Origin of the sequence: Pseudomonas sp. P97.38 (genome assembly GCF_001269745.1) — a bacterium.
Lineage (GTDB): Bacteria > Pseudomonadota > Gammaproteobacteria > Pseudomonadales > Pseudomonadaceae > Aquipseudomonas > Aquipseudomonas chlororaphis_E.
Genome location: NZ_LHVJ01000019.1, coordinates 89,462 through 111,428, shown reverse-complemented (window position 1 = coordinate 111,428; position 21,967 = coordinate 89,462). Strand labels below are relative to the sequence as shown.

At 62.2% G+C, this 21,967-nt stretch carries 22 protein-coding genes; 8 read left to right on the top strand and 14 right to left on the bottom strand.

What is annotated here, in order from left to right; all coding sequences use genetic code 11:
• Positions 1-45: 45 nt before the first annotated feature.
• The 9 genes from thrC to ffh form a co-directional block, all read right to left on the bottom strand.
• Positions 46-1,455, bottom strand: a complete 1,410-nt coding sequence (gene thrC, locus AD664_RS16025) for a threonine synthase (protein ID WP_047736763.1) — start codon at positions 1,453-1,455, stop codon at positions 46-48.
• Between the two features lie 105 nt (positions 1,456-1,560).
• Positions 1,561-2,865: a homoserine dehydrogenase gene (locus tag AD664_RS16020; RefSeq protein ID WP_042730056.1), complete on the bottom strand. Its 1,305-nt coding sequence runs from the start codon at positions 2,863-2,865 to the stop codon at positions 1,561-1,563.
• Positions 2,866-2,997: 132 nt separating this feature from the next.
• A complete protein-coding gene (locus AD664_RS16015) occupies positions 2,998-3,729 on the bottom strand; it encodes a DsbC family protein (protein WP_042730057.1) in 732 nt (243 codons plus the stop codon).
• A gap of 279 nt (positions 3,730-4,008) precedes the next feature.
• Positions 4,009-4,905 carry a site-specific tyrosine recombinase XerD gene (gene xerD / locus AD664_RS16010; RefSeq protein ID WP_047736764.1) on the bottom strand — a complete coding sequence of 299 codons (897 nt, stop codon included), beginning with the start codon at positions 4,903-4,905 and terminating at the stop codon, positions 4,009-4,011.
• 104 nt (positions 4,906-5,009) lie between these two features.
• Positions 5,010-5,360, bottom strand: a complete 351-nt coding sequence (rplS, locus tag AD664_RS16005) for a 50S ribosomal protein L19 (protein ID WP_003175895.1) — start codon at positions 5,358-5,360, stop codon at positions 5,010-5,012.
• Between the two features lie 44 nt (positions 5,361-5,404).
• Positions 5,405-6,178, bottom strand: a complete 774-nt coding sequence (trmD, locus tag AD664_RS16000; protein WP_172679732.1) for a tRNA (guanosine(37)-N1)-methyltransferase TrmD — start codon at positions 6,176-6,178, stop codon at positions 5,405-5,407.
• Positions 6,160-6,696 carry a ribosome maturation factor RimM gene (rimM, locus tag AD664_RS15995; protein ID WP_042732326.1) on the bottom strand — a complete coding sequence of 179 codons (537 nt, stop codon included), beginning with the start codon at positions 6,694-6,696 and terminating at the stop codon, positions 6,160-6,162. The genes trmD and rimM overlap by 19 nt, the downstream gene beginning before the upstream one ends.
• Before the next feature lie 5 nt (positions 6,697-6,701).
• A complete protein-coding gene (gene rpsP / locus AD664_RS15990) occupies positions 6,702-6,953 on the bottom strand; it encodes a 30S ribosomal protein S16 (RefSeq protein WP_007927680.1) in 252 nt (83 codons plus the stop codon).
• A 228-nt stretch (positions 6,954-7,181) separates the two neighbouring features.
• A complete protein-coding gene (ffh, locus tag AD664_RS15985) occupies positions 7,182-8,558 on the bottom strand; it encodes a signal recognition particle protein (RefSeq protein WP_042732327.1) in 1,377 nt (458 codons plus the stop codon).
• Between the two features lie 193 nt (positions 8,559-8,751).
• On the opposite strand from ffh, the gene AD664_RS15980 reads away from it, so the two are divergent.
• The 8 genes from AD664_RS15980 to cmoB all read left to right on the top strand — a co-directional run bounded on the left by AD664_RS15980 (position 8,752) and on the right by cmoB (position 18,114).
• Positions 8,752-9,564 carry an inner membrane protein YpjD gene (locus AD664_RS15980; RefSeq protein ID WP_042732328.1) on the top strand — a complete coding sequence of 271 codons (813 nt, stop codon included), beginning with the start codon at positions 8,752-8,754 and terminating at the stop codon, positions 9,562-9,564.
• A gap of 12 nt (positions 9,565-9,576) precedes the next feature.
• Positions 9,577-10,818, top strand: coding sequence for a CNNM domain-containing protein (locus AD664_RS15975; protein ID WP_053147813.1), 1,242 nt, complete (start codon positions 9,577-9,579; stop codon positions 10,816-10,818).
• A gap of 413 nt (positions 10,819-11,231) precedes the next feature.
• Entirely contained in the window at positions 11,232-12,545 is a 1,314-nt protein-coding gene (locus tag AD664_RS15970; protein ID WP_053147811.1) for an MFS transporter, read from the top strand.
• Between the two features lie 159 nt (positions 12,546-12,704).
• Positions 12,705-15,119 carry an endopeptidase La gene (gene lon / locus AD664_RS15965; RefSeq protein ID WP_047736773.1) on the top strand — a complete coding sequence of 805 codons (2,415 nt, stop codon included), beginning with the start codon at positions 12,705-12,707 and terminating at the stop codon, positions 15,117-15,119.
• A gap of 165 nt (positions 15,120-15,284) precedes the next feature.
• Entirely contained in the window at positions 15,285-15,677 is a 393-nt protein-coding gene (locus AD664_RS15960) for a protease inhibitor I42 family protein (protein WP_042732435.1), read from the top strand.
• A gap of 2 nt (positions 15,678-15,679) precedes the next feature.
• Positions 15,680-16,315, top strand: a complete 636-nt coding sequence (locus tag AD664_RS15955) for a lysoplasmalogenase (RefSeq protein ID WP_042732436.1) — start codon at positions 15,680-15,682, stop codon at positions 16,313-16,315.
• Positions 16,316-16,417: 102 nt separating this feature from the next.
• Complete coding sequence (gene cmoA / locus AD664_RS15950) at positions 16,418-17,161, top strand: carboxy-S-adenosyl-L-methionine synthase CmoA (protein ID WP_053147809.1); 744 nt, start codon at positions 16,418-16,420, stop codon at positions 17,159-17,161.
• Positions 17,158-18,114: a tRNA 5-methoxyuridine(34)/uridine 5-oxyacetic acid(34) synthase CmoB gene (gene cmoB, locus AD664_RS15945; RefSeq protein WP_042732438.1), complete on the top strand. Its 957-nt coding sequence runs from the start codon at positions 17,158-17,160 to the stop codon at positions 18,112-18,114. The genes cmoA and cmoB overlap by 4 nt, the downstream gene beginning before the upstream one ends.
• A gap of 198 nt (positions 18,115-18,312) precedes the next feature.
• Here cmoB and tadA read toward each other — a convergent pair whose 3' ends face one another.
• The 5 genes from tadA to AD664_RS15925 all read right to left on the bottom strand — a co-directional run bounded on the left by tadA (position 18,313) and on the right by AD664_RS15925 (position 21,789).
• A complete protein-coding gene (gene tadA / locus AD664_RS15940; protein WP_047736779.1) occupies positions 18,313-18,810 on the bottom strand; it encodes a tRNA adenosine(34) deaminase TadA in 498 nt (165 codons plus the stop codon).
• On the bottom strand, positions 18,810-20,186 hold the full coding sequence (locus tag AD664_RS15935; RefSeq protein ID WP_047739483.1) for a multicopper oxidase family protein: 1,377 nt from the start codon (positions 20,184-20,186) through the stop codon (positions 18,810-18,812). The genes tadA and AD664_RS15935 overlap by 1 nt, the downstream gene beginning before the upstream one ends.
• A gap of 152 nt (positions 20,187-20,338) precedes the next feature.
• Positions 20,339-20,863 carry an AlpA family transcriptional regulator gene (locus tag AD664_RS15930; RefSeq protein ID WP_042731063.1) on the bottom strand — a complete coding sequence of 175 codons (525 nt, stop codon included), beginning with the start codon at positions 20,861-20,863 and terminating at the stop codon, positions 20,339-20,341.
• 4 nt (positions 20,864-20,867) lie between these two features.
• Positions 20,868-21,143, bottom strand: coding sequence for a hypothetical protein (locus AD664_RS27910; protein WP_080964311.1), 276 nt, complete (start codon positions 21,141-21,143; stop codon positions 20,868-20,870).
• 238 nt (positions 21,144-21,381) lie between these two features.
• The gene (locus AD664_RS15925; protein WP_053147808.1) at positions 21,382-21,789 is read right to left on the bottom strand and encodes a DUF6632 domain-containing protein; all 408 of its coding nucleotides are present in this window, start codon (positions 21,787-21,789) and stop codon (positions 21,382-21,384) included.
• Between the last annotated feature and the right edge of the window lie 178 nt (positions 21,790-21,967).

Genomic DNA, 21,967 nt, shown 5'->3' with positions numbered 1-21,967 from the left:
AAGCCCGTCAGGAGACGGGCTTCAAAATGTGACAGGTTCAGGCGGTCAGAGTGGCTTTCCGCGGTTGCCATGCTGACTGACAAAGGCCTGCACGGCAGCCAGGTCGTTGGGCAACACGGTGCAACGCTCATCTCTCTCAAACAAATCAGAAAGATGTGCAGGCAGTTCCAGCGCTTTTCCTACACCCGCTTGCTCCACGGCTTCCGGGAACTTGACCGGATGGGCCGTCCCCAGGACCACCATCGGGATGTCCAGGCTGCGACGGCACTCACGGGCGGCCTTGACGCCGATGGCGGTGTGCGGGTCGAGCAACTCGCCGCATTGGCTGAAAACCTCGGCGATGGTTTCGCAGGTTTGCGCGTCATCCACGGCCAGGGAATCGAACAGCTTGCGGGCTTCGGTCCAGCGCTCGGGCTCGACGCTGAAGCCGCCGCCCTGCTTGAAGCTGTCCATCAGGCCGGCGATGGCCGCGCCATTGCGACCGTGCAGGTCGAACAGCAAGCGTTCGAAGTTCGACGAGACCATGATGTCCATCGACGGCGACAACGTGGCGTGCAGGGTTTCCTTGACGTACTGGTTGCCGCTCATGAAGCGGTGCAGGATGTCGTTGCGGTTGGTGGCGACGATCAACTGGTTGATCGGCAGGCCCATGTTGCGCGCCAGGTAGCCGGCGAAGATATCGCCAAAGTTGCCGGTGGGTACCGAGAACGCCACGGAACGGGCCGGGCCGCCCAGTTGCAGGGCTGCGTGGAAGTAATAAACGATCTGGGCCATGATCCGTGCCCAGTTGATCGAATTCACCGCCACCAGCCGGGTGCCCTTGAGGAAACCCTGATCGGCGAAACTGGCCTTGACCATTTCCTGGCAGTCGTCGAAGTTGCCTTCGATGGCGATGTTGTGGATGTTATCGCCGAAGATGGTCGTCATCTGCCGACGCTGCACTTCCGAGACACGGTTGTGCGGGTGCAGGATGAAGATGTCGACGTTCTCGCAATGCTTGCAGCCTTCGATGGCGGCCGAGCCGGTGTCGCCGGAGGTGGCGCCCACGATCACCACGCGCTCGCCACGTTTTTGCAACACGTAGTCCAGCAGGCGGCCGAGCAATTGCAGGGCGAAGTCCTTGAACGCCAGGGTCGGGCCGTGGAACAGCTCCATCACCCACTCGTTACCGTTGAGCTGACGCAGCGGTGCGATAGCGTTGTGGGAAAAGACCCCGTAGGTCTCTTCGAGAATCTTTTTGAAATCGGCGTCCGGGATGCTGCCGGTGACGAACGGGCGCATGACCCGGAACGCCAGCTCGTGGTACGGCAGGCCGGCCCAGGAGGCGATTTCTTCCTGGGTGAAACGGGGCAGGTTTTCCGGCACATAGAGGCCGCCGTCCGTGGCCAGGCCGGCCAGCAGGACATCTTCGAAATTCAGGGCCGGTGCCTGGCCGCGGGTGCTGATATAGCGCATGGGGGCAAACCTTTGGTTTGAGCTTCGAGCTTCGAGCTGCAAGCTACAAGTTGACAGCGGATCGGCTTTTACTTGGAGCTTGCAGCTTGCGGCTTGCAGCTTTGATTAATTCAGATGCTCAACGCGGATCCGGACAACAGGGCCTACCACGCCCTGGAGCGCTTCGAGCGCGGCAATCGCGTCGTTGATGCGCTGCTCGACCACACGGTGGGTCAGCAGGATCATCGGCACCAGGCCGTCGTGTTCCTCGACTTCCTTCTGCATGATCGACTCGATGTTGATCCCCCGCTCGGACAGGATACTCGCCACCTGGGCCAGTACGCCCGGGTGGTCCTTGGCCTGGATCCGTAGGTAGTAGGAGCTTTCGCACGCCTCGATCGGAAGAATCGGGTGGGCCGACAACGAATCCGGCTGGAAGGCCAGGTGCGGTACACGGTTTTCCGGGTCGGAGGTCATGGCGCGGACCACGTCCACCAGGTCGGCGACCACCGAGGAAGCCGTCGGCTCCATGCCGGCACCGGCGCCGTAGAACAGCGTCGAACCGGACGCGTCGCCGTTGACCATCACCGCGTTCATCACGCCATTGACGTTGGCGATCAGGCGATCGGCCGGGATCAGCGTCGGGTGCACGCGCAGCTCGATGCCGCTGGCGGTGCTGCGTGCCACGCCCAGGTGCTTGATGCGGTAGCCCAGCGCTTCGGCGTAGTTCACGTCAGCGGTGGTCAGCTTGGTGATGCCTTCGGTGTAGGCCTTGTCGAACTGCAACGGGATACCGAACGCGATGGACGCCAGGATCGTCAGCTTGTGCGCGGCGTCGATGCCTTCTACGTCGAAGGTCGGATCGGCCTCGGCGTAACCCAGGGCCTGGGCCTCGGCCAGCACGTCTTCGAAGGTGCGACCCTTCTCGCGCATCTCGGTGAGGATGAAGTTGCCGGTACCGTTGATGATCCCCGCCACCCAGTTGATACGGTTGGCCGACAGGCCTTCACGGATCGCCTTGATCACCGGGATGCCACCGGCCACGGCGGCTTCGAACGCCACGATCACACCCTTCTCGCGGGCCTTGGCGAAAATTTCATTACCGTGAACGGCGATGAGCGCCTTGTTCGCGGTGACCACATGCTTGCCATTCTCGATGGCCTTGAGTACCAACTCGCGGGCAACGGTATAGCCGCCCACCAGCTCTACGACGATGTCGATCTCAGGGTTCGTGGCCACTTCGAAGACATCGTTGGTAATCGCAATACCGGTCGTCTGGAACTGAGGCTTTGGCGTGCGCATGGCAATTTGTGCCACTTCGATTCCACGCCCGGCACGACGAGCAATTTCCTCGGCGTTGCGCTGAAGTACGTTGAAGGTGCCGCCACCGACGGTACCTAACCCACAGATGCCTACTTTGACCGGATTCACTCTTGACTCCCCATGAAACGGCCGACGCAAGGGTCGGCCGTGAATACAGCCGCGCAGCAACGCGGCTTTGTGTTTAACGGCCCGACGAAGGTTTTCGCCGAGCCGTGACCTTCAAAAACGGATCATTCATGATCATTTGGCACCAAGGGCCAGTTTGGCGACTTGTGGCGCCGGCTGGTAGCCCGGAATCACTTGGCCGTCGGCCAAAACGATGGCCGGTGTGCCGTTCACGCCGATGGACTGGCCGAGGGCGAACTGTTTGGAAACCGGGTTCTCGCACTTGGCGGCCTTGATTTCCTTGCCATCGACCATCTTGTCCATGGCCGCCTTCTTGTCCTTGGAGCACCAGACCGCCTGCAACTGCTCGTCACCCGGCGAACCCAGGCCCTGGCGCGGGAACGCCACGTAGCGCACTTCGATGCCGCGCTTGTTCAGCTCCGGCACTTCGGCGTGCAACTTATGGCAATACGGGCAGGTGGTGTCGGTGAACACGGTGATATGGGACTTGGTTTCGCCAACGGCCGGGTAGACCACGGTTTCCGCAACCGGAATGCCGTTGATCAGCTTGGAGATGCCCTGGCGTTCGGTGATCTCGGTGAGATTGACCGGCTTGCCGTCCTTGAGCTCGAACAGGTTGCCCTGGACGATGTACTGCCCGTCGGCGCTGGCATAGAGCACGCGGCTGCCCTTGAGCTTGACTTCATACAGACCGGACATCGGGCTGGCCGAAATGGCTTCGATCGGCACTTCGAGCTGAAGGTTTTCCAGGCTCTTGCGGATAGCCTTGTCGGCCGCGTCATCGGCGATGGCAAAGGTACTGGCCAGCGCGATGGCGGCGGCGGTGAACATCTGGATCAAGCGCATGAGGACTCCTGAGGCGAACAAATGGGACGGGGAAACGCCGACCTTGGATTCGGGTTCCAGCCGCCCACTGTGCAAACCGGCAAAGCCTACCACATAAGGCCCGCGTGGCCGAATGCCGGTGATCCAGGCATTTGATGGTTGGTGGGGGGACGAAGCCATTCCCTGTGGGAGCGGGCTTGCTCGCGAAAGCGCTGGGTCAGTCTGGATCGATGCTGAATGTGCCGCCGTCTTCGCGGGCAAGCCCGCTCCCACAGGGTGATCGGTGTTCGCAGGAAACACTCAGCCGCGCGGATGGTGCTTGGCATGCAAGTCTTGCAGCCGTGCCCGAGCGACGTGAGTGTAGATCTGGGTGGTGGACAGGTCGCTGTGGCCCAACAACATCTGCACCACCCGCAGGTCAGCGCCGTGGTTGAGCAGGTGCGTGGCGAAGGCGTGGCGCAAGGTGTGGGGCGAGAGGGATTTGCCGATGCCGGCGACCTTGGCCTGGTGCTTGATACGGTGCCAGAAGGTCTGGCGGGTCATCTGGTCGCCATTACGGCTGGGGAACAGCACGTCGCTGGGACGCCCGCCCAACAGTTCGTGGCGGGCCTCGCGCAGGTAGCGCTCGACCCAGACAATCGCTTCTTCGCCCATCGGCACCAGGCGTTCCTTGCTGCCCTTGCCCATCACCCGCAACACGCCCTGGCGCAGGTTCACCTGTTCCAGGGTCAGGCTGATCAGCTCGGTGACGCGCAGGCCGCAGGCATACAAGACTTCCAGCATGGCCCGGTCGCGCTGGCCGATGGCTTCACTGAGGTCAGGCGCCGCCAGCAACGCTTCCACGTCGGCTTCCGACAGGGACTTAGGCAGCGGGCGCCCCAGTTGCGGCATCTCCACCCGCAAGGTCGGGTCCACCGCGATCAGCTTTTCCCTCAACAGATAGCGATAAAACCCACGCAAACCGGAGAGAAATCGTGCGGTTGAGCGTGGCTTATAGGCCTGCTCCAGGCGCCACGCCAGGTGATCGAGGATCAGTTCCCGACCGGCATTGATCAATTCCAGGTTCTGTTCCTGCAGCCAGCCGTTGAACAGGGCCAGGTCGCTGCGGTAGGCCTGGCGGGTGTTGTCGGACAGCCCCTTCTCCAACCACAAGGCGTCGAGGAACTGGTCTATCAAGGGATGATCGATGGCTGGCATAAAGACTCGTGAAAAATGCAGGCTTACGCAGGGTGCTCAAAGACCTAATCGCAGGCAACAAAAAAGCAGCCCGTAGGCTGCTTTTTTTGCATCGGAAGCTGGACTTAAGCCAGTTTTTCCTTGATGCGAGCTGCTTTACCCGACAGGTCGCGCAGGTAGTACAGCTTGGCTTTACGTACGTCACCGCGACGCTTGACAGCCATGCTGTCGATTTGCGGGCTGTAGGTCTGGAAAGTACGCTCTACGCCAACACCGTTGGAGATTTTACGAACGGTGAAAGCACTGTTCACGCCACGGTTACGCTTGGCGATAACGACGCCTTCGAACGCTTGCAGACGGGAACGATCACCTTCCTTCACTTTCACCTGAACGACAATGGTGTCGCCCGGGGCAAAGGTAGGGATCTCTTTGGTCATCTGCTCTGCTTCGAGTGCAAGGATGATTTTGTTAGTCATGCTGTGCTCCTAAGGCAAGTCTCGGACTTACCATCGATACGTTGTTAACTATCGTCCCGCTCGCGGATGTATTCCTCGAGCAGCTTCTTCTCTTCTCCAGAAAGCGAGCGGCTTTCCAGAAGATCGGCGCGTCGTTCATAGGTCCGACCAAGGGACTGCTGTAAACGCCAACGCCGGATGTGCGCGTGGTTGCCACTTAGCAACACGTCGGGAACACGCTGATCCGCATACACCTCCGGTCGGGTGTAGTGCGGGCAATCCAGCAGACCATCCGTAAAGGAATCTTCCTCAGCGGAATCCACATGCCCTAAAGCTCCAGGCAGCAGTCGTGTAACCGCATCGATCAGGACCATCGCCGGCAGCTCGCCGCCAGACAGTACATAGTCGCCAATCGACCACTCTTCATCGACATGAGCTTCAATAAAACGCTCGTCAATGCCTTCATAACGGCCGGCAATCAGGATCAATGCATCCGAATTCGCCAGCTCGCGTACCGCCGACTGAGTCAGCTGGCGGCCTTGGGGCGACAGGTAGATCACCTTCGCACCTTCCCCGGCTGCCGCCCTGGCCTGAACCAGTGCATCTTCCAGGGGCTTGATCTTCATCACCATGCCCGGACCCCCGCCAAACGGGCGATCGTCCACAGTGTGATGCCGATCCGTGGTGTAGTCCCGCGGATTCCAACAAGTGAGCTGCAACAGCTCCTGTTTCACCGCGCGGCTGGTTATGCCGTACTCGCTGATGGCGGAAAACATCTCGGGAAACAATGTGATGACTTCAACGCGCAAGTTAGCCACGTTCAGAAATCCGCATCCCATTCCACCTTCATCTCGCCTGCTGCAAGGTCGACGGCCAACACGCATTGCTCGGTATAGGGCAACAGGCGTTCACGATCATCCAGGCTGCCGACGCAAGGCTTGACCACCAGTACATCGTTCGAACCGGTCTCGAGCAGGTGATCGATCTTTCCGAGCAGTTGCCCGAGTGAATCGATAACCTTCAGACCTACCAGCTGGTACCAGTAGTACTCGCCGTCGGTCAGTTCAGGGAACAGGTTGCGTGGCACGCAGATCTCATAACCGGCCAGAAGACGCGCTTCTTCACGATCATCGAGACCCTTGAGCTTCGCGACCAGGAACTTGTCGTTCCCACGTCCGCTGACCAGCTCCACCTGTTTCACGCTGCCTTCGCGCTTGAGCGTCCAGGCTTTGTAGTCCAACAGGTTCTTGATCGGATCAGTAAAGGAATACACCTTCACTTCGCCGCGAACGCCATGAACAGAATAAATCTTGCCGACAACGATCAGGTCATCAGCCGCTTTTGGCGTCGCGTTCATATTGCTCAGGCCGCAGCCTTAGCCGATTCCTTCAACAACTGAGCAACACGCTCAGAAGGTTGTGCACCAACGCTCAGCCAGTAGGCTACGCGCTCTTGGTTCACGGACAGACGAACTTCCTGACCACGGGCGATAGGGTTGAAGAAACCAACCTGCTCTTTGTGGGAACCGTCACGCGGGTTGCGGCTGTCGGTTACGGTCAGGTGGTAAAACGGGCGCTTTTTGGAGCCGCCAAGGGCAAGACGGATTGTTAGCATGTGAACATCGTTCCTGTAGTCGGTGCTGCAAATCTAAATGCACAGCGGGCATGGGTGCCCGAAAGGCAGCATATTCTAAGGAATATCCAGACTTTTGCAAATGACTTTTTCCGGCGAGTGCCGGCCTGCCATTCAGATCTGCCGCGGTCAGCGCCCGCCGGCGGCGGGTTGGCTGGAGATCCCACGTCCCCGTGGGCAGCGCCGGCATGACCGCCGGCGCGTGGATCCTTAGAGCTTGGGCATGCCGCCGCCGGGCAACATACCGCCCATGCCGCGCATCATCTTGGCCATCCCGCCCTTGGCGGAGAATTTCTTCATCATCTTCTGCATCTGCTTGTGCTGTTTGATCAAGCGACCGATGTCCTGCACCTGGGTGCCCGAACCCATGGCGATGCGGCGCTTGCGCGAACCGCTGATCAGCTCGGGGTCGCGGCGCTCGGCCGGGGTCATGGAGTTGATGATGGCTTCCATCTGTTTGAACTGCTTTTCAGCCGCGCCCTGGGCATTGCCCATCTGCGCCAGGTTCACGCCACCGATGTTCGGCAGTTTGTCCATGAGGCCGCCCAGGCCGCCCATGTTCTTCATTTGTTGCAACTGGTCGCGGAAGTCTTCGAGGTCGAAGCCCTTGCCCTTCTTCAGCTTCTTGGCCAGCTTGTCGGCCTTTTCCTTGTCGAGGGTCTGCTCGGCCTGCTCGATCAGGCTGAGCACGTCGCCCATGCCCAGGATGCGCGAAGCGATACGCTCGGGGTGGAACGGTTCGAGCGCTTCGCTCTTCTCGCCCATGCCGATGAACTTGATTGGTTTGCCGGTGATGGCGCGGACCGACAGCGCGGCACCGCCACGGGCATCGCCGTCGACCTTGGTCAGGATCACGCCGGTCAGCGGCAACGCATCGCCGAACGCCTTGGCGGTGTTGGCCGCGTCCTGGCCGGTCATGGCATCGACCACGAACAGGGTTTCCACCGGGTTGATCGCGGCATGCAAGGCCTTGATCTCGCCCATCATCTCGTCATCGATGTGCAGGCGACCGGCGGTGTCGACGATGACCACGTCGATGAACTTGAGCTTGGCTTCCTTTATAGCCGCCTGGGCAATGTCCACCGGTTTCTGGCTCAGGTCGGACGGGAAGAAGGTCACGCCGATGTCGTTGGCCAGGGTTTCCAGCTGCTTGATCGCCGCCGGGCGGTAGATGTCCGCGGACACCACCATCACCGACTTCTTCTTGCGCTCCTTGAGCAGGCGCGCCAGTTTGCCGGCGGTGGTGGTCTTGCCCGCGCCCTGCAGGCCGGCCATCAACACCACGGCAGGCGGGACGGCGCTCAGGTTCAGGTCTTCGTTGGCGGCGCCCATCAGGCTTTCGAGTTCGGCCTGGACGATCTTCACGAACGCCTGGCCCGGCGTCAGGCTGCGCGACACTTCGGTGCCGACGGCGCGTTCCTTGACCGAGTTGACGAAGTCCTTGACCACCGGCAGGGCGACGTCGGCTTCGAGCAACGCCATGCGCACTTCGCGCAGGGTGTCTTTGATGTTGTCCTCGGTCAGTTTCGCCTTGCCGGTGACATGGCGCAGCGTCTGCGAGAGACGGTCGGTTAGGTTTTCAAACATGCGCGATCCTTTCAGGCCCAGATGAGACCGGGATAATGGCGGCCCAGACCGTGAAAAATGTGCTCGGCGAGCCTGCGGCGTGGGCAGGTCGCGGATTATAGCGAAGAAGCGTGCAACGTACACCTGCCGGTCTTTCGTGTGGCGGGGGTTCTATGCCAAACTCAGCGACTTTCGGGCCTGCTTAACAGGATTTATGCTCCCCTTGCCACCCAGCTTGCTTGCCACACTCGCCGCCGCCTGCCTCTACGCCGCTGCGACCCTCTATCAAGGCACTCGCCTGGCCTCCGGCGCCAAGGCGAACAAACGCCTGCTGGTCACGCTTGGCGTGCTGGCGGTGCTCGGCCACGCGGCCAGCCTTTATACCCACCTGATGACGCCAATTGGCCTGGGCCTGGACTTTTTCAACGCCGCCAGCCTGATCGCCGTGGCCGTGATCGCCCTGACGCTGCTGGCCTGCTCGCGCATCCCGGTGGAAAACCTGCTGGTGCTGCTGTTCCCGCTGGGACTGACGACGGTGCTGCTGGCGCAGTTCGCGCCGTCGGGCACGGTGCAGGTCATCGACGAGGAGCCCGGCATCCTGGCCCACATCCTGCTGTCGATCCTGGCCTACGGCCTGTTCACCATCGCGGTCTTCCAGGCCTTGCTGCTGCTGGTGCAGGACCACCAGCTCAAGAACAAGCACCCGTCCGGGCTGATCCGCAACTTCCCGCCGCTGCAAACCATGGAAAGCCTGCTGTTCGGCTTCCTCTGGGCCGGCTGGACGCTGTTGTCGCTGTCGCTGATCTCCGGTTGGCTGTTCGTCGAGAACCTGTTCGCCCAGCACCTGGTGCACAAGACCCTGCTGGCCTGCCTGGCGTGGGTGGTGTTCAGCGTATTGCTGTGGGGCCGCAACCGCCTGGGCTGGCGCGGCCACAAGGCCATTCGCTGGACCCTCGCCGGTTTCTGCCTGCTGATGCTCGCGTACTTCGGCAGCAAGCTGGTCCGCGAATACATCCTGCATGTGTGACGGACGGCCCTGATGGATACGTTGCCCGTGGCGCCACTGCTCGCCGTGTGGGTCGTGCTGATCCTCTGGTCGGCCCTGTTCACCGCCATCGAAGCCGCCCAGCAACACCTGCTGGCCCAGCGCAAGGCTTCCCGGGCCACTGACAAGCCGCTCGCGACGCTGAACTTCGCGCTGATCAGCCTGGTTCTGTGCAACACCTTTTGTCGCACCCTGGCCGTGGTCATCGGCACCTTGCTGGCGATTTTCGCCTGGCTGGAGAACGGCCCCTGGGCCGCCTGGCTCGGCACCAGCGTAGCCCTGCTGGTGTTCGCCGACTACCTGCCGCGCTCACTGGCCAGCCGCCACCCCGATTCGGTGCTGGGGGTCGGCAACGCCTTGCTGGGCGTGCCATTGAAGATCGTTTACCCGTTAGCCTGGTTGCTCAACGCCATCAGCCAGTTGCTCCTGCGCCCGTTTGCCCGCAAGGCCAGCGTGGTGGTGCAGAGCGACGACGAAATGCCCACGCCCCCGCGCAACGAGCACGAACCCGAGCACAGCGGCGGCCGGCTGCACCCGATTTCCGGCATCCACGCCCTGGACAACATCACCGTCAACGACATCCTGGTGCCACGCAGCGAGGTCGATGGTATCAACCTCGACGACCCGATCGGCGAGATCATCGAGCAACTGCGCCTGAACCGACGCACCCGCCTGCCGGTGTTCCACAGCGACATCAACCAGGTCGAGGCGGTCCTCAACACCCGCCAGATCCGTCATCTGCTGGCGGATGCCAGCCTGACCCAGGAAGCCCTGCTGGCCGCCTCCCACGAACCCTACTTCGTACCGGAAAGCACGCCACTGCAATTGCAACTGCTGAATTTCCACAAGCAGCAACGGCGCCTGGGCATGGTGGTGGACGAATACGGCGAAGTGCTGGGTATCGTCACCCTGGAAGACATCCTCGAAGAAATCGTCGGCGAATTCGAAAGCGAACACAGCCTCGACAACCCCCATGTGCATCCCCAGCCCGACGGCCGCCTGATGATCGACGGCGCGGCGTCGATCCGCGAGCTGAACCGCACCCTCGGCTGGCACCTGCCTTGCGACGGCCCCAAGACCCTCAACGGGCTGGTGACCGAAGCGCTGGAAACCATTCCCGAAAGCCCGGTGTGCCTGAAGATCGGTCGCTACCGGCTGGAAATCATCGAGACCGTGGACAACCGCGTCAGCCAGGTGCTGGCGTGGCATAACAGTTCGGTGCCTGCTGCGTTCTAACCCCCCAATAACCTCTAAGTGAAACACAGTTGTGGCGAGGGGATTTATCCCCGTTGGGTCGCGCAGCGGCCCCAAACTGTTAGTCAGTTGCTTAAGATTCGGCGCAACGTCTTTTGGGGACCGCTTCGCAGTCCAACGGGGATAAATCCCCTCGCCACAAAAGCTCGTTTCGGCGTCAATAGGTATTGTTGATTCGTTAGCCTCCTTCCTATACTCAACCCGCTTATCCAGCCCTCGCCCGAACCCCGTGCCTACCCAGCACCCGGCAGGTTCCGGCCAGATCATCGGCAAAATCCGCATCAGCCCTGGGACTGTTCCTACCCGAAACAGCGACGGGATACCCGCCCACATCCCTGGGTGTTCGACCATAATAATTCGCTCCCACGGAGCACATGACTGTCAGGGATAACTGCATGACCACCACGACCTGCAACGACGCCGTGCCTGCCCAGCCGACGAACTCCGCCACACGCGTGGCCACCGCGAGTTTCATCGGCACCGCCATCGAGTTCTACGACTTCTACGTCTACGCCACCGCCGCCGCCCTGGTGATCGGGCCGGTGTTCTTCCCGCAAACCTCCGGCACGGCGCAGATGCTGTCGTCGTTCCTGACCTTCGGCATCGCCTTTCTCGCCCGCCCGCTGGGCTCGGCGCTGTTTGGCCACTTCGGCGACCGGATCGGGCGCAAGTCCACGCTGGTGGCATCGTTGCTGCTGATGGGCGTGTGCACCACCCTGATCGGTGTGTTGCCCGGCTATGCCAGCATCGGCGCCTGGGCCCCGATCCTCTTGTGCCTGCTGCGTTTTGGCCAAGGCCTGGGTCTGGGCGGTGAATGGGGCGGCGCGGCGCTGCTCGCCACCGAGAACGCGCCAAAAGGCAAGCGCGCCTGGTTCGGCATGTTCCCGCAATTGGGGCCGTCCATCGGCTTCCTGGCGGCCAACGGGCTGTTCCTGAGCCTGGCCATGACCCTGGACGACGAGCAATTTCGCGCCTGGGGCTGGCGCATTCCGTTCCTGCTCAGCGCGGTGCTGGTGATCGTCGGCCTCTACGTGCGCCTGAAGCTGCACGAAACCCCGGTGTTCGCCAACGCCGTGGCCCGCCAGGAACGGGTAAAGGTGCCGCTGGTCGAGCTGTTCAGTCAGTACTGGGCGCCTACCTTGCTGGGCGCCGCGGCAATGGTGGTGTGTTACGCGTTGTTCTATATCTCGACGGTGTTTTCCCTGAGCTACGGCGTGTCCACCCTCGGCTACAGCCGCGAGACCTTCCTCGGCCTGCTGTGCTTTGCCGTGCTGTTCATGGCCGCTGCCACGCCCCTCTCGGCCTGGGCCAGCGATCGCTTCGGGCGCAAGCCGGTGCTGATCGGCGGCGGCCTGCTGGCCATTGCCTCGGGCTTTCTCATGGAACCCCTGCTGACCCAAGGCTCGACCGCCGGCGTGGCGTTGTTCCTGTGCATCGAACTGTTCCTGATGGGCGTGACCTTCGCCCCCATGGGCGCCTTGCTGCCAGAGCTGTTCCCAACCCACGTGCGCTACACCGGCGCCTCGGCGGCCTATAACTTGGGCGGGATCGTCGGGGCCTCGGCCGCGCCATTCTTCGCCCAGAAACTGGTAGCCATGGGTGGCCTGAGCTACGTCGGCGGCTACGTATCGGCCGCTGCCGTGCTCAGCGTGATCGCGGTGCTGTGCCTGAAGGAAACCCGCCATAACGACCTGAACCGGGTCGCCTGAACCCCGCACACCCGCACTGTGGCGAGGGCAGTCCCCCGCCACAGCAACCTGTCACAACGTTGAACAGCTTCCACGAAATAGCTGCTAACAATCACCGGCCATTGAAACCACCCCCCACCTGCCCCATCTAAGACCCATACTCCATTGCGCAGGTGCCCCATGAGCGACCAGCACTCTACTGAAGCCGCGAACGATTACGCAGACGCCGAACACATCGAACATTCCGCCTCCGGCACTGGCCTGGCCCTGCCCGGCCAGAACCTGCCGGACAAGGTCTATATCATCCCCATCCACAATCGTCCGTTCTTCCCGGCCCAGGTGTTGCCGGTCATCGTCAATGAAGAACCGTGGGCCGAAACCCTGGAACTGGTCGCCAAGTCCGAGCACCACTCGCTGGCGCTGTTCTTCATGGACACGCCCCAGGAAGACCCGCGCCATTTCGATACCTCGGCGCTGCCGCTGTACGGCACCCTGGTCAAGGTCCACCACGCCAGTCGCGAAGGCGGCAAACTGCAGTTCGTCGCCCAAGGCCTGACCCGCGTGCGCATCCGCACCTGGCTCAAGCATCATCGCCCGCCCTACCTGGTGGAAGTCGAATATCCGCATCAGCCCAGCGAGCCGACCGACGAGGTCAAGGCCTACGGCATGGCGCTGATCAATGCCATCAAGGAATTGCTGCCGCTCAACCCGCTGTACAGCGAAGAACTGAAAAACTACCTCAACCGGTTCAGCCCCAACGACCCGTCGCCGCTGACCGACTTTGCCGCCGCCCTCACCTCCGCCACCGGCAGCGAGTTGCAGGAAGTGCTCGACTGCGTGCCCATGCTCAAGCGCATGGAAAAAGTCCTGCCGATGCTGCGTAAGGAAGTCGAGGTGGCCCGGCTGCAGAAAGAGATTTCCGCCGAGGTCAACAACAAGATCGGCGAACATCAGCGCCAGTTCTTCCTCAAGGAACAGCTCAAGGTCATCCAGCAGGAGCTGGGCTTGACCAAGGACGACCGCAGCGCCGACCTCGAACAGTTCGAACAGCGCCTGGAAGGCAAGACGCTGTCGATCCAGGCGCAGAAGCGCATCGAAGAGGAAATGAACAAGCTCTCGATCCTGGAGACCGGTTCGCCGGAATACGCCGTCACCCGCAATTACCTGGACTGGGCGACATCGGTGCCATGGGGCGTGTACGGCCAGGACAAACTCGACCTGAAACATGCGCGCAAGGTACTCGATCAGCACCACGCCGGGCTGGACGACATCAAGGACCGCATCCTGGAGTTCCTCGCGGTCGGCGCCTACAAGGGCGAGATCAGTGGGTCCATCGTCCTGCTGGTAGGCCCGCCGGGCGTGGGCAAGACCAGCGTTGGCAAGTCCATTGCCGAATCCCTGGGGCGACCGTTCTACCGTTTCAGCGTCGGCGGCATGCGCGACGAAGCCGAGATCAAGGGGCATCGGCGCACCTACATTGGCGCCCAGCCGGGCAAGCTGGTGCAGGCGCTCAAGGATGTTGAAGTGATGAACCCGGTGATCATGCTCGACGAAATCGACAAGATGGGCCAGAGCTATCAGGGCGACCCGGCGTCCGCCTTGCTGGAAACCCTCGACCCGGAACAGAACGTCGAATTTCTCGATCACTACCTGGACATGCGCCTGGACCTGTCCAAGGTGCTGTTCGTCTGCACCGCCAACACCCTGGACTCGATCCCCGGCCCGCTGCTGGACCGGATGGAAGTCATTCGCCTGTCGGGCTACATCACCGAAGAAAAGGTCGCCATCGCCAAGCGGCATCTGTGGCCCAAGCAACTGGCCAAGGCCGGTGTCGCCAAGGGCAGCCTGAGCATCAGCGACAGCGCCCTCAAGGCCCTGATCGACGGTTACGCCCGTGAAGCCGGGGTGCGCCAGTTGGAGAAACAACTGGGCAAGCTGGTGCGCAAGGCCGTGATCAAGTTGATCGATGAACCGAAGGCGGTGATCAAGCTCGGTCCGAAAGACCTCGAGGCATCCCTGGGCAAACCGGTGTTTCGCAATGAACAGGTGCTGTCCGGTGTCGGCGTGATCACCGGCCTGGCCTGGACCAGCATGGGCGGCGCGACCCTGCCGATCGAAGCGACGCGCATCCACACCCTCAATCGCGGCTTCAAGCTGACCGGGCAACTGGGCGAGGTGATGAAAGAGTCGGCGGAAATTGCCTACAGCTACGTCAGCTCGCACCTCAAGCAATTCGGCGGTGACCCGAAGTTCTTCGACGAAGCCTTCGTGCACTTGCACGTTCCGGAAGGCGCCACGCCCAAGGACGGGCCGAGTGCCGGCGTGACCATGGCCAGCGCCCTGCTGTCCCTGGCCCGCAACCAACCGCCGAAGAAAGGCGTGGCGATGACCGGCGAACTGACCCTGACCGGGCACGTGCTGCCGATTGGCGGGGTCCGCGAGAAGGTGATCGCGGCACGCCGGCAGAAAATCAACGAACTGATCCTGCCGGACGCCAACCGGGGCAACTTCGAAGAACTGCCGGACTATCTCAAGGACGGCATGACGGTGCATTTCGCCAAGCGGTTCGCGGATGTGGCGAAGGTGTTGTTCTGAGCATCCTGTAGCGCCTGCACTGCTGTCTTCGCGAGCAAGCCCGCTCCCACAGTGTGGAAGCGGGCTTGCTCGCGAATGGATCATCTGAAACAACACGCCCCCACCTGACACACCCGGTAGCATCTTCGGTTATGCTCGCCATTCGTCGTGAATGCCGGAGCCCTTATGTCCCCCACTCGCCTGCTTGTCCCTTTGAGCCTCGCGCTGTTGAGTGCCTGCGCCACGCAATCGAAACACAACGTGACCGTGGAAAAACTCAGCCAATGCCCGGTGCGGCTCGATAGCGGGCAAAACCTGATCCTGAGTCTGCCCAGCAACCCCACCACCGGGTACCGCTGGACGATCCAGGACTCGGCAGGCGGCGTGCTGAAAAGCCTTGGCCCCGAGGTTTACCGTAACCCGGAAGACGCGGGCATCGTCGGCGCTGCCGGTGTGTCCACCTGGCGCTTCCAGGCGTTCACCGCGGGCACCGGACGCTTGCGCCTGACGTACCAGCAACCCTGGGCACCGGAAGTGCCGCCGGTGGAAACCTTCGACTGCGCCATTTCGGTGAACTGACCGTGGGTTGGCTGATCCTGGCGTTGATGGGCGCGGCCACCTACCTCTATGGCCTGGCCATGCACGCCACGCTGCTGTGCCTGCTGGTCAAGCCCATGCCGGTGCTGGCCCTGCTGGGCTGGCTGCACGATGCGCCGCCTGGCGAATACCGGCGCTGGATCAGCCTGGGGTTGATGTTCTCGCTGGTGGGCGACGTATTGCTGGCCTGGCCTGGGGACCTGTTCGTGTTCGGCCTGGGTGCGTTTCTGCTGGCGCACCTGGCCTACCTGAAGGCCTACCTCAGCGACACTCGTCGCCCGGCGCTGCTACCGTTGGCGCTGGCGCTGGGCATCGGCGCGCTGTTGCTGGGCCTGCTCGTGTCCGGCGGACTCGGGCCGTTGTTGGTGCCGGTGATCGTGTATGGCCTGGTCATCAGCGCCATGCTCTGGCGAGCGCTGGCGCGCCTGGGCAGCCAGGTTCCCCGGCGCTCGGCCTGGCTGGCCGCCGCGGGGGCGCTGGCCTTCGTCGTGTCCGATAGCATGATCGGCATCAACCGCTTCGTCGCGCCCTTCCATGCCGCGCCTTACCTGATCATCCTCAGCTATTGGCTGGGCCAGTGGGGCATCACGGCGTCAGCCTTTACCCGACGGCCCGTCTGAGGCCAGGATCGATGCGCGCGCCCAGCGTCCACAAAGGCTCGCGCCCAGCGGTTTTTTGGTTAAAATGCCGGCCTTTTCACCCTCCATTCCCCTGGAACCCCCGTGAGCAAAGAGCCCGATCGCCTATTCGCCCAACCCTTGGCCCAAGTGCCTGACTTCGCCTTCAACGAGGACGTGGTGCGGGTGTTTCCGGACATGATCAAGCGTTCGGTGCCGGGTTACCCGACCATTGTCGAAAACCTCGGTGTGCTCGCCGCGCAGTTCGCCCAACCGGGCAGCGTGCTCTACGACCTGGGTTCGTCCCTGGGCGCGGTGACCCAGGCGCTGCGCCGTCATGTGCGCACCGACGGCTGCCGGGTGATTGCCGTGGACAACTCGGCGGCCATGGTCGAGCGCTGCCGTGAATACCTGAACGGCCAGGACTCGATGTTCCAGGAGTTGCTCCCGGTGGAGGTGATCGAAGGCGACATCCTCGCCCTGGACTTCCAGCCGGTCTCGGTGGTGGCGCTGAACTTCACCCTGCAATTCATCGCCCCGCAAGAGCGCACCGCTTTATTGGGGCGCATCCGTCAGTCGCTGCTGCCCGGTGGCGCGCTGATCCTGTCGGAAAAACTGCGTTTCAACGATGCCCAGGAGCACGCGCTGCTCACCGACCTGCACGTGGCGTTCAAGCGCGCCAACGGCTACAGCGAACTGGAAATCGCCCAGAAACGCAGCGCCATCGAAAACGTCATGAAGCCCGACAGCCTCGAAGAACACCGCGAGCGCCTGCTGGCGGCCGGGTTCTCGAAGGTCGTGCCGTGGTTCCAATGCCTTAACTTCGCCTCGTTGATTGCCCTGCCATGATTGACCTGTCCCCCCTCGCCCGCCATCTGGCCGGCACCCCCTTGGCCGCCTGGGCCGCGACACTGCAGACGCAACTCGACCGCAAAATGGAAAAGGGCCACGGCGACCTGGAACGCTGGCAAAGCGCCCTCGATGCCTTGCCCGTCCTGCAGCCAAGCAAAATCGACCTGCTCAACGGCCTGACGCTGGACACCGATTGCAGTGACGAAACCCGCGCGCAGATGCGTACGGCACTGATGGGCCTGTCGCCGTGGCGCAAAGGCCCGTTCGACCTGTTTGGCGTGCACGTGGACACCGAATGGCGCTCGGACTGGAAGTGGTCGCGGGTCGCGCCGCACCTTGACCTCAAGGGCAAGCGCATCCTCGACGTGGGCTGCGGCAATGGCTACTACATGTGGCGGATGCTCGGGGCCGGGGCCGACACCGTGATCGGCGTCGATCCCAACTGGCTGTTCTTCTGCCAGTTCCAGGCGGTGCAGCGCTACCTGTCGCAGCCCAATGCCTGGCACCTGCCGTTCCCGTTCGAAGACCTGCCGCCAGACCTCGAAGGGTTCGATACGGTGTTTTCCATGGGTGTGTTCTATCACCGCCGCTCGCCGATCGAACACTTGCTGGCCCTCAAGGACTGCCTGGTCAAGGGCGGTGAACTGGTGCTCGAAACCCTGGTGATCGAAGGCGACGAACATCAGGTGCTGGTGCCCGAGGACCGCTACGCGCAGATGCGTAACGTGTGGTTCCTGCCCTCGGTGCCGGCCCTGGAACGCTGGCTGCGGCGTGCCGGGTTCAGCGACGTGCGCTGCGTGGACGTGAGCCTGACGAGCGTCGAGGAACAGCGCAGCACCGAGTGGATGAAGTACCAGTCATTGAGTGACTTCCTCGATCCTGCGGACCACGGCAAAACCATCGAAGGCCTGCCGGCGCCGATGCGGGCGGTAATTGTGGCGCGTAAATAGATAGATTGTCCCCTTATGTGAGCCAGTCCATGTTCACTTTAGGGCTGCCAATCATTGTGGCGAGGGAGCTTGCTCCCGCTCGGCTGCACAGCAGCCGTAAAATCCGCCAACTGGTTTTTCCTGAGGCACTGTGTTGAATGGTTTGGGGCCGCTGCGCAGCCCAGCGGGAGCAAGCTCCCTCGCCACAGGGCTATGTATTCAACCTTGCGATTTGACCCTGCGCGCCTTGAAGAACTCGCTCAACACCGTGCTGCATTCCTCCGCGAGCACCCCACCCTCGAACATCACCCGATGGTTCAAGAAGCCCTGGCTGAAAAACTGCCCCTGACTCTGGACGATGCCGGCCTTGGGTTCCAGGGCGCCGTAGACGACCCGGGCGATGCGCGAGTGGACGATGAGGCCGGCGCACATGCTGCACGGCTCCAGCGTGACGTAGAGGGTGCTGCCCGGCAGGCGATAGTTGCTCACGGCCTGGGCCGCGGCACGAATGGCGACCATTTCCGCGTGGGCACTGGGGTCGTGGCCGCTGATCGGGCAGTTGAAGCCGCGCCCGATGATCTCGCCGTCCTGCACCAGCACCGCGCCCACCGGCACTTCGCCCAGGGCCGCGCCTTGGGCGGCGAGGGCCAGGGCTTCGCGCATGAAATCCTGGTCACGGCTGCGGTCGATGATCCGCGCGGGACGAATCTGGCGCATCACGCCACCTCGATGGCGGCCATCAGGCCGGTTTCCATGTGGTCGATCACATGGCAGTGGAACATCCATACCCCCGGGTTATCCGCCACCAGCGCCACCTGGGCCCGCTCGTTCTTGCCCAGCAGGTAGGTGTCGGTGAAGTACGGGACAACCTTGTGCCGGTTGGACGCGATCACCTTGAAGCTCATGCCGTGCAAGTGGATCGGATGCTGGTACTGGGTCATGTTCTTCAGTTCGAAAATATAGCTCTGGCCTTTTTTCAGCGTGGCAATCGGCCGGTCGGCGCAGGTCTTGTCGGTGATGTCCCAGGCCTTGCCGTTGATCTGCCACAGGCTCGGCGGCTTGCCGTTGTCCACATTGACCGACACCGAACCGACCCATTCGAAATTGAAGTTGAGTTTCTCGGCATTGGCCAGGTCCGGCTCGGCGACCGGGTTGGCGGGCAGCGCGGGTGGCCACTGGGTGGGCGCATCGTTGTTGGCCACCGAGCGCAAGGTGCCCAGGCGCACCGGGCCGTTGCGCAACGACAGTTCCTCCCCGGCCGGCGGCGCCTTGATCGCCAGGCAGATGCGCATGCCCGGCCCCAGCCAGTATTCCTTGCCCAGCGGACGCGGCTCGACGGGATTGCCGTCCAGTGCGTAGATCTGTGCTTCGGCCCCCGGAATATTGATCCGGTAGGTCAGGGTATTGTCCAGGTTGAGCAAGCGCACCCGAGTGATCTGCCCGGCCGGCAGGTCGATGACCGCCTGCGACACGCCATTGATGGTCGACAGCCGCCCCGCCGTCCCGCCACGGGCCGCTTCGCGGGGCACGCTGAAGGCCACGAACTCGCCCTGCTCGTCCACGTGCCAACTCTTGAGGCTCAGGGTCTGTTCGTACTTGAAGCCGGTGGGCTCGCGCTCTTCGACGATCAACGGCCCCACGAGGCCGCGACCGAGCTCCTCGCTGCTGTTGACGTGAGGGTGATACCAATAGCTGCCGGCGTCCGGCACACGGAATTTGTAATCGAAGTACTCGCCCGGCAGCACCGGCAACTGCGAGACATACGGCACGCCATCCATCTCCAGCGGCAAGCGGATGCCGTGCCAGTGGATGGTGGTGGCGACCGGCAGGTGGTTGATGAACCGCACCCGCAGCCATTCACCCTGGCGTACCCGCAGCTCGGTGCCCGGCGCCGACGGGCCGAAGGCCCAGGCCTGGGTCTTGTGCCCGGCCACCAGTTCCACGTCCAGGGGCGCGGCGATCAATTCATAGTCGTGCCCAGCCTGGGCATCCGCCCGCTTGCCCAACCAATACCGCGATGCGCCTCCCGCGCCAACGCCCACGACAACAAGACCGGCCAGGCCACCGAGAATTTGGCGACGGGTAAACGACATGAAGGCAACCACCTATTGAATCCGCGCGAACCGGTAGGCCCGCAAAAGGCGAATACGATACACCCGCAATTGAGAAAGATTAAGTGAAGGATTGTCGCGCAGGCCCGCCAGAGGCGACGAGAGGGCCTGGGGGTGCCCCTCACCCCAGGTTATCAGCCAACCAAAGCCTCCCAGTCCTCGAAAATCATTCCTGGTAAGCGTCGGCCTTCCTTCGCAACGTTGACCTGCAAGGCTGCCAGGGCAACATCCAACACATTTTTGGTAAGCGAATAACTGCCCTTGCTCTGCAGCCAGCTCAGCACGTCCGCCAAGTGCCAGATAGACGCACTGCCCTCGTGTACGGGCGTCGGGAAGCTGCTCGGGTGGGCCAACATCAACTTGCGCATGTTCTGCCGAGACACGCCGACGATCTCGGCCACATCGGTGAGCCCGACCAGATCAGGAGCAACCTCGATCAGCCGGGCCGCTGGTACCGCACGGCGTACGTCGCCCAAAGCGCTGAGCACGGCCTTAATCGCGTCAGGGGCATCGCGCGTGAATTCGAGAGCCAACCGTCCCGGCTGTCCTATGCCTACCAAGGCATCGTCGCAACCGGACGCACCCAGCCGCTCCAACAGTTCATCCGAGGTACGGTCGTCGTCAGCAAGCTGATATTTCAGGGTAAAGGTATATTCCACTGTCTTACTCCTCAGCATCGTCATCAGCCTCGCAACGACTGCGATGGGTCGTGCAATTGTCTACAACGCGTTGTAGCGCTCGCGCATGATTGCCAGGGTTTCTCGGCGAGCTCCATATCGATGTGATGCAGAACTCACCGCAACGGCACGCTTCGTCGTTATACGGACAATAAGCGCGTCCCCAGGCATGACTGCCGCCGACCTCTATGCGCCACCCCCACGCTTCGGCATGCCTCAGCGCGTCTTCAACCTCTTTTTTCGGATGCGAGGGACGAATCATCAAGGCTCACCAGTATTCGCATGGCCTGCCTGGTTGTCAAATGACAACCTTATCCTTCCTTGGAGGATAGGCATTCCCGGCGCAACGCTGAGGGCCGAATCGTAGCGAAAGATGACAGTGCCGGACGGCTTCTGCGTCGAGGGCCAAAACAGCGCAAGGGAAAAACGGCAAGGGCATCAAAACAAAAGCCCTGCAGAGATTATCCACAGGGCTTTTCAGATGCTCCGCGACGCAAGGATCACCCCGCCAACAACCGCGCCTTCTCCCCACGGGGTGTGAAGAACGCCAGCGCCGCCGCGACGACGAACAGCGCGGGCACGTCGCCGAGCAGATGGCCGTAATGGCTCATGCCGTCCATGCCGACGCCAAAGGACTGCACGGCCATGATCGCGCCATGCACGATGCTCGACCACACCGTGAACCAGATCAGGCTCAAGTGCCTCATCGGATCACGCGAAGCCCTGAGCAGGAACACACCTAGCGTGGCATAGAGGCCCACGATCATCAGCGGATAGTCGGAATAGCCGCTGTGCCACGTCCAACCGGACGGCCACAGGATCATCAGCGGCCAGATCGCAAACACGGAGATCAGGCCCACCCCGATCAAAACCATGCGCAAGGCGGCGAGTCTTTGGGTGTCGTTCATGGCGCTCTCCTTATTGCGGCGCAGCGGGCGCCGAAACGGGACGCGGTTGAGTATAGAAGGCCCCTTGGTTTGTAGTGCGTCGCTGAAACAAAAAAGCCGTGTGAATGCAGGTTCACACGGCTTTTTATTTGCCGTTTATCGGCTACGGAACGAAATCAAAGTGCCATCACTCATAGAG

Excerpts from the sequence above, each read along its gene's own strand:
- AD664_RS15975 (WP_053147813.1), top strand. The coding sequence starts at position 9,577 with ATGGATACGTTGCCCGTGGCGCCACTGCTCGCCGTGTGGGTCGTGCTG.
- thrC (WP_047736763.1), bottom strand. The coding sequence starts at position 1,455 with ATGCGCTATATCAGCACCCGCGGCCAGGCACCGGCCCTGAATTTCGAA.
- ffh (WP_042732327.1), bottom strand. The coding sequence starts at position 8,558 with ATGTTTGAAAACCTAACCGACCGTCTCTCGCAGACGCTGCGCCATGTC.
- AD664_RS15925 (WP_053147808.1), bottom strand. The coding sequence starts at position 21,789 with ATGAACGACACCCAAAGACTCGCCGCCTTGCGCATGGTTTTGATCGGG.
- AD664_RS27910 (WP_080964311.1), bottom strand. The coding sequence starts at position 21,143 with ATGATTCGTCCCTCGCATCCGAAAAAAGAGGTTGAAGACGCGCTGAGG.
- lon (WP_047736773.1), top strand. The coding sequence starts at position 12,705 with ATGAGCGACCAGCACTCTACTGAAGCCGCGAACGATTACGCAGACGCC.
- cmoB (WP_042732438.1), top strand. The coding sequence starts at position 17,158 with ATGATTGACCTGTCCCCCCTCGCCCGCCATCTGGCCGGCACCCCCTTG.
- rpsP (WP_007927680.1), bottom strand. The coding sequence starts at position 6,953 with ATGCTAACAATCCGTCTTGCCCTTGGCGGCTCCAAAAAGCGCCCGTTT.
- AD664_RS15970 (WP_053147811.1), top strand. The coding sequence starts at position 11,232 with ATGACCACCACGACCTGCAACGACGCCGTGCCTGCCCAGCCGACGAAC.
- trmD (WP_172679732.1), bottom strand. The coding sequence starts at position 6,178 with ATGGGATGCGGATTTCTGAACGTGGCTAACTTGCGCGTTGAAGTCATC.
- rimM (WP_042732326.1), bottom strand. The coding sequence starts at position 6,696 with ATGAACGCGACGCCAAAAGCGGCTGATGACCTGATCGTTGTCGGCAAG.
- xerD (WP_047736764.1), bottom strand. The coding sequence starts at position 4,905 with ATGCCAGCCATCGATCATCCCTTGATAGACCAGTTCCTCGACGCCTTG.
- tadA (WP_047736779.1), bottom strand. The coding sequence starts at position 18,810 with ATGCGCCAGATTCGTCCCGCGCGGATCATCGACCGCAGCCGTGACCAG.
- AD664_RS15980 (WP_042732328.1), top strand. The coding sequence starts at position 8,752 with ATGCTCCCCTTGCCACCCAGCTTGCTTGCCACACTCGCCGCCGCCTGC.
- AD664_RS15960 (WP_042732435.1), top strand. The coding sequence starts at position 15,285 with ATGTCCCCCACTCGCCTGCTTGTCCCTTTGAGCCTCGCGCTGTTGAGT.
- AD664_RS15935 (WP_047739483.1), bottom strand. The coding sequence starts at position 20,186 with ATGTCGTTTACCCGTCGCCAAATTCTCGGTGGCCTGGCCGGTCTTGTT.
- rplS (WP_003175895.1), bottom strand. The coding sequence starts at position 5,360 with ATGACTAACAAAATCATCCTTGCACTCGAAGCAGAGCAGATGACCAAA.
- AD664_RS16015 (WP_042730057.1), bottom strand. The coding sequence starts at position 3,729 with ATGCGCTTGATCCAGATGTTCACCGCCGCCGCCATCGCGCTGGCCAGT.